The sequence below is a fragment of the Thioalkalivibrio sp. XN279 genome (assembly GCF_011089885.1).
Lineage (GTDB): Bacteria > Pseudomonadota > Gammaproteobacteria > Steroidobacterales > XN24 > XN24.
Window position 1 is genome coordinate 681,438 of record NZ_JAANBD010000028.1, and the last position, 10,096, is coordinate 691,533.

A 10,096-nucleotide genomic window follows, 5' to 3' on the forward strand; every position below is an offset into this window, starting at 1 on the left:
GGTCAGCCCGGGAACAGGATCGCCGTCGCCACGCCGAAGTAGATGAACACGCCGGAGGCGTCCGCCAGCGTCGTCACCAGCGGCGCGCTGGCGGTCGCCGGGTCGAGCTTGAAGCGGCTGAGGATGAAGGGCAGCGACATGCCGATCAGGCTGCCGACCATCACCACCAGCACCATGGTCAGGGCGACAGCCAGCGCCACGCCGGGCCCGCCGCGATACCAGCCGATGCCCGACACCGCCAGCGCCATGGTCAGTCCGAGCAGCACGGCGATCAGCACCTCCCGCCCCAGCATGCGGCCCCAGTCCTTCAGCATGACGTCGCCCGTCGCCAGCGCGCGCACCATCAGTGTCGCTGCCTGCGAGCCGGCGTTGCCGCTGGAGCCGATCAACAGCGGCAGGAAGAACACCAGCGCCACGACCGACGCGATGGTGTCCTCGTAGTAATGGATGCCGGCGCCGGAGACCAGGTTGCCGAACACCAGCAGCACCAGCCAGGCGATGCGCTTGCGATACAGCAGCCCGATGGAGGCGTCGCGCACGCTGGAGTCCAGGTCGCCGACCGAGCCCACCTTGTGGAAGTCCTCCGTGGCCTCCTCCTGGATGACGTCCATGGCGTCGTCGTGCGTGACGATGCCGACCAGCCGTCCCTCCGCATCCACGACCGGCAGGGCCAGCACGTCGTAGCGGGAAATCTTGCGCGCCACCTCTTCCTGGTCCTCGTCCACATGCACGGACAGCGGGCCCTCCTCCATCAGGTCCCGAACCAGCATTTTCGGGCTGGCGAGGATCAGGTCCCGCAGCCGTACCGCGCCCAGCAAGCGCCGGTCGGGCGCCGTGACGTAGGCGCGGTAGATGGTCTCCTTGTTCGGCGCCTCGTGGCGCAGCTTCTCGATGGCCTGGGCGGCGGAGAGCGACGCCGTGAGCACGGCATAGTCCGAGCTCATGATGGCGCCGGCGGTGTCTTCCGCGTAGCCGGCGAGGCGCCGGATGTCTTCGCGCTCGGCTTGCGCCAGCGCCGGCAGCAGCGCGTCCTGCTGCTCGTCGGAAAGCCCCTTGAACAGGTCGGCGCGCTCGTCCGAGTTCATCTCGCTGACGATGCGCGCCAGCTTGGCGCGTGACGCCTGGTGCGCCATTTCCACCTGGAAGTCGCGCCCGAAATAGCCGAACAGGTCGGCCTGCGCCTTCAGCGGCAGGAGATCGAGCACGGCCCACACCTGGTACGCCGCGAACTCTTCCAGCGCGCCGGCGATGTCGGCCGGGTGTTCGCCATCCACCACCGCGCGCAGGGCGACGGCGTCACCGGCCTGGATGGCGGCGCCCAGCGCGCCGACCAGGTCCTCGTGGTGGGCCTCCCCGCCGGGCGCCGTGGCCGGGTCGAGTGTCACGCCGGCGCGTCTCCCGCGCGCTTCTGCAGGCGCTTCAGGAACACCTGCATTTCCTTTGCCGCCTGCACGTCGCCGCGCGCCTCGGCTGCCTCGATGCCGCTGCGCCAGGCCGCCGCCGCCCCGGCGTGGTCGCCGCTCTCGTCCAGCGCCTTGCCGAGCAGCTTCCAGGCCGCCGAATAGGCGGGATCGTGCTCCACAGCGCGGCGCAGGTGCCCGGTGGCTGCGGCTGTATCCCGCTCTTGCAGGCAGGCGTTGCCGAGAGAGAAGCGCAACAGTGCGTCGTCGCGCCCGGCCGCCAGCAGTTTCTCCAGTGCCGCCCGCATCAGCGCCGCCAGAACTCCGGTGTCAACAGCACCAGCAGCGTGAAGATCTCGAGGCGCCCGAGGATCATCGCGAGCACGCCCACCCACTTGGCTGCGTCAGGCACCGACGCGAAGGTGGCGCTCACCTCCCCGAGGCCGGGACCCAGGTTGTTGAGCGTGGCGGCCACGGCGGAAAAGGCGGTGACCTGGTCCAGCCCGATGAACATCATGGTCGCCATGAGTATGCAGAACACCACCACGTAGACCGAGAAGAAGCCCCAGATCGCTTCCGTGACGCGGCTGGGCACGCCGCGGTCGCCGAGGCGGATGGTGATCACCGCGCTCGGATGCAGCAGCCGCGCCAGTTCGCGCCAGCCCTGCTTGACGATCAGCAGCCAGCGCAAGACTTTCATGCCCCCGGAGGTGGATCCGGCACAGCCGCCGATGAAGCTGGCCAGGATCAGCAGCACCGGCAGTGCTCCGGGCCATACGGAGAAGTCTGCAGACGCGAATCCGGTCGTCGTGCCCACGGAGACCGACTGGAACACGGCCTTGGTGAGCGACTCTCCTGGCGTGTGATGTCCCTTCCAGGCGAGGTAGCCGGCGATGGTGGCGATCAGGCCAGCCTGGATCACCAGGAAAGCGCGGAATTCCGGGTCCTGCAGGTAACCGTTGATCGCCTCCGACCAGGAAACCCGACGCCGGTGCGGCCATTCGAAATGGGGTCGACCGCCCTGCACCTGGAACCGGATGTCGGGTATCACCCGCCGCATGGCGTAAAAATGCAATGCAAAACTGGTGGCACCCAGCAGCATGAACAGGGCGCCTAGCCACTCGAGCAGCGGGCTGTTGTAGTGGCCGAAGCTGGCGTCGTGGGTCGAGAACCCGGCAGTCGCAATGGTGCTGAAGGCGTGCCCTATGGCGTCGAACCACTCCATGCCCGCCAGGTTGTAGGCCACGGCGCAGATGGCGGTGAGCAGCACGTAGGTGATCCACAGCGCCTTCGCGGTTTCGGTGATGCGGGGCGTCAGCTTGGTGTCTTTCATCGGCCCCGGAGTCTCGGCGCGGTAGAGCTGCATGCCGCCGACGCCGAGCACGGGCAGGATGGCCACGGCCAGCACGATGATGCCCATGCCGCCGAACCAGTGCGTCTGCTGGCGGTACCACAGGATCGAGTGCGGCAGGGTGTCGAGGCCGCTGAGGACGGTCGCCCCTGTGGTGGTGAATCCGGACACGGCCTCGAACACCGCGTCCGTGAAGCTCATGGCCGGGTTGTCGACCAGCAGCAGCGGCACGGCGCCGGCAAAGCCCAGCACCACCCAGAAGCCTGCGACGACCAGGAAGCCGTCGCGGATGCGCAGTTCAGCCCGCTGGTGGCGCAGGGGCAGATAGAGCAACAGGCCGGCCAGGAGGATGATGAAGAAAGCCTCGAGGAACGCCAGTCCGCCGCCGTCGCCGTAGATCCAGGCCACCACTGCCGGCGGCAGCATGGTGAGGCTGAACAGGGCCAGCAACAGGCCGATGATGCGCAGGACGACGAGGCCGTTCACAGGGCGGGCGCCGCTTCAGGTATAGGTCACGCTCACCTGGAACAGCTTCTCCACGGCGGGGATCTGGCTGCGGTCGGTGAGGAACAGGATGACGTGGTCTTCGCGCAGGATCTCCGTGTCGTGGTGGGCCATGAGCACGTCGCTCTCGCGCACGATGGCGCCGATGGTGGCGCCCGGCGGCAGCGGCACCTGGTCCACCCGCTTGCCCACGACGCGGGAGGTCTTGCTGTCGCCGTGGGCCACGGCTTCGATGGCCTCGGCGGTGCCGCTGCGCAGCGCGTGCACCTGGCCCACATCGAGCCGCATGCCGCGCACCTTGGCGAGCAGCGCGCTGAGCGTGATTTCCTGCGGCGAGACGGCGATGTCGACGTACTGGTTCTCCACGAGCTTGGCGTAGGAGGGCCGGTTGATCAGCGCGATGACGCGCGAGGCGCCCATGCGCTTGGCAAGGAAGGACGAAAGAATGTTGGCCTCTTCTGCGCTGGTGAGGGCGCAGAACACGTCCACCTTGTCGATGTTCTCTTCCTGCAGCAGCTTTTCGTCCACCGCGTCCCCGGTCAGCACCACGGCATGCTTGAGGCGCTCGGAGATGTAGCGGGCGCGGTCGTAGTCGCGCTCGATGACCTTGACGCGGTTGGTGTTCTCCAGCCGCCGCGCCAGCTCGAAGCCGATGTGGCCGCCGCCGGCGATGATGATGCTGCGCGCCGGGTGCTCGAGCTTGAGCAGCTCGCTCATCATGACGCGAATGTCCTTGCGCGCGGCGAGGAAGAACACCAGGTCGTTCTCGCGGATGACGGTGTCGCCTTCCGGCAGGATGGTCTCGTAGATCGGTTCCTCGTTGCCCACCGGCGGGATGCTGCTCTGGCGGTAGATCGCCGCCACGCGCGCGTCGGTGTGCGGGATGTGCCGACGCAGTTCGCGCAGCTCCTGCCCGATCAGGGGACCGCCGGCCTTGGCTTTCAAGCCCACCAGGCGCACCTTGCCGTCGGCGAAGTCCAGCACCTGGTGCGCGCCCGGGTAGTGGATCAGCTGCTCGATGTGCTCGGTGACCAGCTGCTCGGGACTGATGATGGTGTCCACGGGGATGGTCTTCGGTCCGAACAGCTCCTGGCGCGAGGTGTACTCGGCCGCGCGGATGCGCGCGATGCGCACCGGCGTGCGGTACAGGCTGTAGGCGATCTGGCACGCGACCATGTTGGTCTCGTCGCTGTCCGTGAGCGCCACCAGGATGTCGGCGTCGGCCGCGCCGGCCTTCTCGAGCACGCGCGGGTGCGAGGCGTGCCCCTGCACCGTGCGGATGTCGAGGCGATCCTGCAGCTCGGTCAGCAGCCGGCCGTTGAGGTCGACCACCGTGATCTCGTTTTCGTCGGAGAGCGACTCGGCGGCGGTGGAGCCGACCGTGCCCGCGCCGAGGATGAGAATCTTCATATGTTTCTTTTCCGGCCTGGGCGGCGGAGCCGATGTTACATCAGTTCCAGGCGCGCGTAGGCCAGTACCAGCCACTTGGCCCCGGCGTTCTCGAAGTTCACCTGGACCCGGGCATGGCTGCCGTGGCCCTCGTGGTTGAGCACCACCCCCTCGCCGAACTGGTTGTGGCGCACGCGCTGGCCGAGGCGGATACCCCCCGGCGCCTCCTCGCGGAACCGGCTGCCACTGGACGTCGCCACGGGCCGCGAAATGCGCGCCGCGGGCCGGATCTCTTCCACCAGCTCGGGCGGCAGCTCGCCGATGAAGCGCGAGGGGATGCCGTAGTTGTCGACGCCGTGCAGGCGGCGCTGCTCAGCGTAGCTCAGGTACAGCTCGCGCATGGCGCGTGTGGTGCCGACATAGGCCAGCCGGCGTTCTTCCTCCAGGCCGTCGGCATCGAGCAGGCTGCGCTTGTGCGGGAACAGGCCGTCCTCCAGGCCGGCGAGGAACACCACCGGGAACTCCAGCCCCTTGGCCGAGTGCAGGGTCATGAGCTGCACGCAGGCCTCCCAGGCGCCGCCCTGGTTCTCGCCGGCTTCCAGCGCGGCATGCGCCAGGAACTCGTCCACCGGCCGCATTTCCGAGTCCGGCTCCGGCTCGAAGCCGCGCGCGGCGCTGACCAGCTCTTCCAGGTTTTCCACCCGCGCCTCGCCGCGCTCGCCCTTCTCCTTGCCGTGATGCGCGATCAGGCCGCTGGCCTGGATGACGTGGTCGACCTGCTCGTGCAGCTCGAGCGCACGCGTGTCCCGGTCCAGTCGCTCGATGAGCTCCAGGAAGGCGCGCAGGCACTGGGCCGCCCGGGCCGGCAGGCCGTCCGTGACCAGCGCCCCGGAGGCGCGCCACATCGAGGTCGCGTTGGCGCGGGCATAATCACGCAATGCCTCCAGGGTCTTGGCGCCGATGCCCCGCGTCGGCAGGTTGACGATGCGCTCGAAGGCCGAGTCGTCGTCGCGGTTGGCCATGAGGCGCAGGTAGGCCAGCGCATCCTTGATTTCCATGCGCTCGAAGAAGCGCAGGCCCCCGTAGACGCGGTACGGTATGCGCGACTGTATCAGCGCCTCTTCAAACACGCGCGACTGGGCATTGGAGCGGTACAGCACCGCGATCTCGTTGGCCGCGGTCCCCTGGTCCAGCAGGCTGCGGATGCGCCCGACCACGAACTCGGCCTCGTCGCGCTCGTTGTAGGCGGCATAGAGGCGGATCGGGTCGCCCTCGCGCCCCTCGGTCCACAGCTTCTTGCCGAGCCGTTCGCGGTTGTGGGCGATGAGCGCATTCGCGGCGTTGAGGATGTTGCCGGTGGAGCGGTAGTTCTGCTCCAGCCGCACCATTTTCGTGCCGGGAAAGTCCTTGCGGAAACGGCGGATGTGTTCCACCTTCGCGCCACGCCAGCCGTAGATGCTCTGGTCGTCGTCGCCGACGATGAAGGGCTTGCCCTCGCTTCCCGCGAGCAGCTTCAGCCACGCGTACTGTATGGCGTTGGTGTCCTGGAACTCGTCCACCAGGATGTGGCGGAAGCGGCGCCGGTAGTGGTCGAGCAGCTGCGGGTCGTTCTGCCACAGCTCGTAGGCGCGCAGCAGTAGCTCCGCGAAGTCCACCAGCCCGCTCTGCTCGCACTGCGCCTGGTAGGCCTCGTAGAGGCGAATGAACATGCGCCGGTTGGGGTCGTCGCCCGCATCCAGGTGGGCGGCCCGCAACCCTTCGTCCTTGCGCGCGTTGATGAACCACTGCACCTCGCGCGGCACCCAGCGGTTCTCGTCCAGCTCCATGCTCTTCAGCATGCGCCGGATGAGGCGCAGCTGGTCCTCGGAGTCGAGCACGGTGAAGGTCTGCGGCAGCTTCGCCTCCCGCCAGTGCAGCCGCACCAGGCGGTGCGCCAGGCCGTGAAACGTGCCGACCCACAGGTTGGCGGCCGGCATGCCGAGCAGGTGCTCGATGCGCGCCCGCATCTCGCCGGCGGCCTTGTTGGTGAAGGTCACCGCCAGCACGCCCCAGGGCGACACGCCCTCGACCTGCACCAGCCAGGCAATCCGGTGCACCAGCACCCGCGTCTTGCCGCTGCCGGCCCCCGCCAGCACCAGCACCGGCGCATCGGCCGGGGCGGTGACGGCCTCGCGCTGGGCGTCGTTCAGGGGGTCGAGGATGGGGGTGATGTCCATGGCCGGACATTGTACCCGGCCGGGTCTGCCGGCCGCGTCGCGACCGCGGTCGCCGCGGCCTGGGAGCCGGTCCGCGGCTGGCCATGACAGGGCCCTGCTCACTTGGAATTCTGATGCCGCTCGCAGGACCCTGTCATACCCAGCCGCTTCGCCGGTGCCAGGCCCGGCGGTCGGGCGCACTCCGGCCAGCGGGAGCCGCCCCAGCTCCGGGTCGTAGACCCGTCCGCCCATGTGGATCAGCCCGACCTGGTCGAGGCGCTCGTGACCGGTGAAAACGCGGGTCAGGGGTTCACTTACTCAGCGTCAGCACTAGGCAACGGGACAACACGGACCGAGTTCCTTGGCCCGTCGACCTCAAGGATGAACCGCCTCTTGGAATTCGGCTCATCCGCCAGGAAACCCCACATCGCTCTCCATCCGTCTGCACCGGAGAAAGTGAATTCCTCTTCGATTCCGCAGTGTCGCTGGAGTGCCTCGAAAGCCAAAAGCGGCACATCCGGCTTCTCGCCATAGGGCCTGATCAGCAGCACGGCTCCCACAAAGGGATACCTCGTTCCTCCGTTCTCCACGTGCACAAGTCTAGATTGAACGTCCTGGAGCACCTCGTTGGAAAACTGTTCGATTTCCTGGAGACACCAAGCAGGTACAGGTATGGCCAACAGGTCATTTGTAGCCTGGGCTTCTTCGTGCTCGCCTACCCTAATAAAGAGCGAGGCAACAACGATGAAGGTCAAGAGCCCGATCAGGACCAAAAGAATTCGAAAAAAGCGCTTCATTCAGCAACGAGCCCCGTATGCCAGACACTGTGGGGTCGTTATCTTGCTTGGTGCTACTCGGCCAACACCGGACCAACCAAGGTAACGTGTTTGACTGACGACGTTATGGATGCTCACTGAAACTATGCGCCTCGATTCGATCGGGCCAAGGTACGTGACTCTGCCAGTTGATCGGCTTCGTAGCATCGTATGGGTCTTCGTCACTTCGACGACCGTGGTCTTGTGGATACGGTACGTCACTTCGTAGTCGGAGAAATACAACGTGTTCGCTGCGGTCACTACGACGCCGAGGCCGATTCGGATACCGGGCAAGCGCACACCTGGAAGCTCCCCTACACCGAGACTGTCCATGAGCGGAACATGACGCGTATCGGCAAAGGAGCCTACTACCTCGTGGGATTCTTCCAGATGACGCGAAACTGAGTCAGGAACCTGTTCCACCGAAGTGTCCCATCGGGAGCCGTCATGATTAAACCGACTGACGAACGCCGCTGACCAGGCCCCATTGGCGAACTTGCCACCGCCGAGCGCGGAGGCGGTGCCACCGACCACGGCCGCCGCCGTCATCCGCCCGATCTTCGCCCACTCCCCGCCGCTGCCGTAAGGGCCGGCCACCGCTTCCGGGATGAACGACAGCAAGCTGCCCGAGAACGCCCCCAGCGCCCCGTCCCCGAAACGCCCGCCGCCGGCCGCGGAGATTGCCCCCTGGGTGATGCCGTGCAGGGCCGAACGCTGAAAATTGCTCAGGTCCTTGATGCCCCCGATCTCCCCGGCGATACCGGCACTCATCATCCCCATCATGCCGGCCTTGACGTTGCCCTCGCTGGCCAGAAAGCCACTGACGAAGCCGTGCAGGAAGGCGTTGGGCAACTGCAGCCCCGGGACGAAGTTCATCCCGATCCCGGCCACCTTCATCAGCTTCTTCAGAAAATACCCGCTCGGGTCGGTATAGGAAAGCGGGTTGTTGCCGACGTAGGCGTAGCGGTTGAAGCCCTGGGTGGAGGCCGGGAACTGGACGAAGGGGTCGGGGGACAGGAACCGCCCGATCTCCGGGTCGTAGACCCGCCCGCCCATGTGGATCAGGCCGACCTGGTCCAGGTGCTCGTGGCCCGTGAATCCCCGGGTCAGGCTGATGGCGGCGATGAACACCCCGGGGGTCGGGGTCTGCCAGGTGTCCGCCGGGCGGCGCTTGCTCGGAACTCCTAACCAATAGGCCGACAGCGACCCTCATAGCGATAATCGACGACAATACCGTTCGGATCCACAAGCCAGAAATGAACGCAAGATGGATCGATCTTTCGAAAATCGTAGCGATACTCCTTGTACCCGTTGGGCAGCTGAATTATCGCGGTAGGTGGCCCGTCCAGCTCGATCAAAGACTGAATGTGCCGGCCCACGCCACCTTCGGCGGCATCCTCCCAGGATACAAACCAGGAGCATGCCGCCAAGCCCACTAGGACCATCACGCAGACAAAGACTTTGCGCGCTTTAGAATCCACCAATAGGCACCCACGTCGATCCGCCCTTGCCATTCCTTCGACCGAGTTGTGCCGGGAGGTAAACGTCTGCCGGGGCACTATTGAAGAGTTGGCCAAGGAATCCAGGGTAGGTAACCGCTGCCGCTACGGCCATGCCGGGCACATTGAAGACATCCCGCGAGATTGAAGTGCCCATTGATACCTGAAACACGTCATGTACTCCCGCCACAGCATTGACGCCGGGGATCCGATTCGCGACGTTTGACAGTCGGCCGCCCTCCTCGAAGAACCCGATTCTTCGTTCGCCATCGGCGTCATACTTCCAGGGGCGTTGCACGCCAATGTTGTTGGCGCCTTGGACTGGCCGACCCTCGAAACCCTTCTCCACTGGCTCTGCGCCAGGGCTGATGTCGAGGTCGTATCTAACGACGCGGCGATAGAGGGCGGGCATTTCCTTGAACAGTCGAACGAACCCGAACGTCTTGGCCCCGTTGGCGAACTTGCCGCCCCCGAGGGTCGAGACCGTACCGCCGATGGCGGCCGCTGCGGCCACGCGGGCGAACTGTTGCCCCGGGTCGGTTGAGATCTGGCCGTCAGGCTGAAGGCCGATCCGGTCAACGGTCCCGGCGAATCCTTGCGCCGCTGCCGCACCAAGGAACCCGTCCCCGAAGCGCCCTCCGCCGGCCGTACTCATCGCGCCACCGACCAGGCCATGGCCGATGATCTTCTCCACGCCCCAGTCCAGCTTGCCCAGCTTGCCGAAGGCGGCGCCACCGATCCCGCCCAACATCGCTACCTTTGCATCTCCGCCACTGACGAGAAAGCCCGTCACGAAGCCGCGCATGAACGCAGTGCTCCAACCCTGGAAGCCGGGGACGAAGTTGAGTCCGATCCCGGCCACCTTCATCAGCTTCTTCAGAAAATACCCGCTCGGGTCGGTATAGGAAAGCGGGTTGTTGCCGACGTAGGCGTAGCGGTTGAA

Annotated in this window: 8 protein-coding genes; all 8 read right to left on the bottom strand. The window is 66.3% G+C overall.

What is annotated here, in order from left to right:
• Positions 1-2 precede the first annotated feature (2 nt).
• On the bottom strand, positions 3-1,385 hold the full coding sequence (mgtE, locus tag G8346_RS12820) for a magnesium transporter (protein WP_370520640.1): 1,383 nt from the start codon (positions 1,383-1,385) through the stop codon (positions 3-5).
• On the bottom strand, positions 1,382-1,708 hold the full coding sequence (locus G8346_RS12825; RefSeq protein WP_166051843.1) for a tetratricopeptide repeat protein: 327 nt from the start codon (positions 1,706-1,708) through the stop codon (positions 1,382-1,384). The genes mgtE and G8346_RS12825 overlap by 4 nt, the downstream gene beginning before the upstream one ends.
• Positions 1,708-3,177, bottom strand: coding sequence for a TrkH family potassium uptake protein (locus tag G8346_RS12830; RefSeq protein WP_206202761.1), 1,470 nt, complete (start codon positions 3,175-3,177; stop codon positions 1,708-1,710). Before G8346_RS12830 ends, G8346_RS12825 begins: the two co-directional genes overlap by 1 nt.
• Positions 3,178-3,252: 75 nt before the next feature.
• Positions 3,253-4,665: a Trk system potassium transporter TrkA gene (gene trkA / locus G8346_RS12835; RefSeq protein WP_166051847.1), complete on the bottom strand. Its 1,413-nt coding sequence runs from the start codon at positions 4,663-4,665 to the stop codon at positions 3,253-3,255.
• Positions 4,666-4,700: 35 nt separating this feature from the next.
• Complete coding sequence (gene uvrD, locus G8346_RS12840; RefSeq protein WP_166051849.1) at positions 4,701-6,860, bottom strand: DNA helicase II; 2,160 nt, start codon at positions 6,858-6,860, stop codon at positions 4,701-4,703.
• Positions 6,861-7,153: 293 nt separating this feature from the next.
• Positions 7,154-7,594, bottom strand: a complete 441-nt coding sequence (locus G8346_RS12845) for a hypothetical protein (protein WP_166051851.1) — start codon at positions 7,592-7,594, stop codon at positions 7,154-7,156.
• Positions 7,595-7,636: 42 nt separating this feature from the next.
• Positions 7,637-8,785 (bottom strand): RHS repeat-associated core domain-containing protein, encoded by a 1,149-nt coding sequence (locus G8346_RS12850; protein WP_166051854.1) that lies wholly within the window; start codon positions 8,783-8,785, stop codon positions 7,637-7,639.
• 339 nt (positions 8,786-9,124) lie between these two features.
• Positions 9,125-10,096, bottom strand: a 972-nt coding sequence (locus G8346_RS12855) for a hypothetical protein (protein ID WP_206202722.1), incomplete at its 5' end; no start/stop codon positions are given.

What these genes read in the sequence shown, in the direction of transcription:
- G8346_RS12825 (WP_166051843.1), bottom strand. Translation starts at nt 1,708, where the DNA reads ATGCGGGCGGCACTGGAGAAACTGCTGGCGGCCGGGCGCGACGACGCA.
- uvrD (WP_166051849.1), bottom strand. Translation starts at nt 6,860, where the DNA reads ATGGACATCACCCCCATCCTCGACCCCCTGAACGACGCCCAGCGCGAG.
- G8346_RS12830 (WP_206202761.1), bottom strand. Translation starts at nt 3,177, where the DNA reads ATGCTGCCGCCGGCAGTGGTGGCCTGGATCTACGGCGACGGCGGCGGA.
- trkA (WP_166051847.1), bottom strand. Translation starts at nt 4,665, where the DNA reads ATGAAGATTCTCATCCTCGGCGCGGGCACGGTCGGCTCCACCGCCGCC.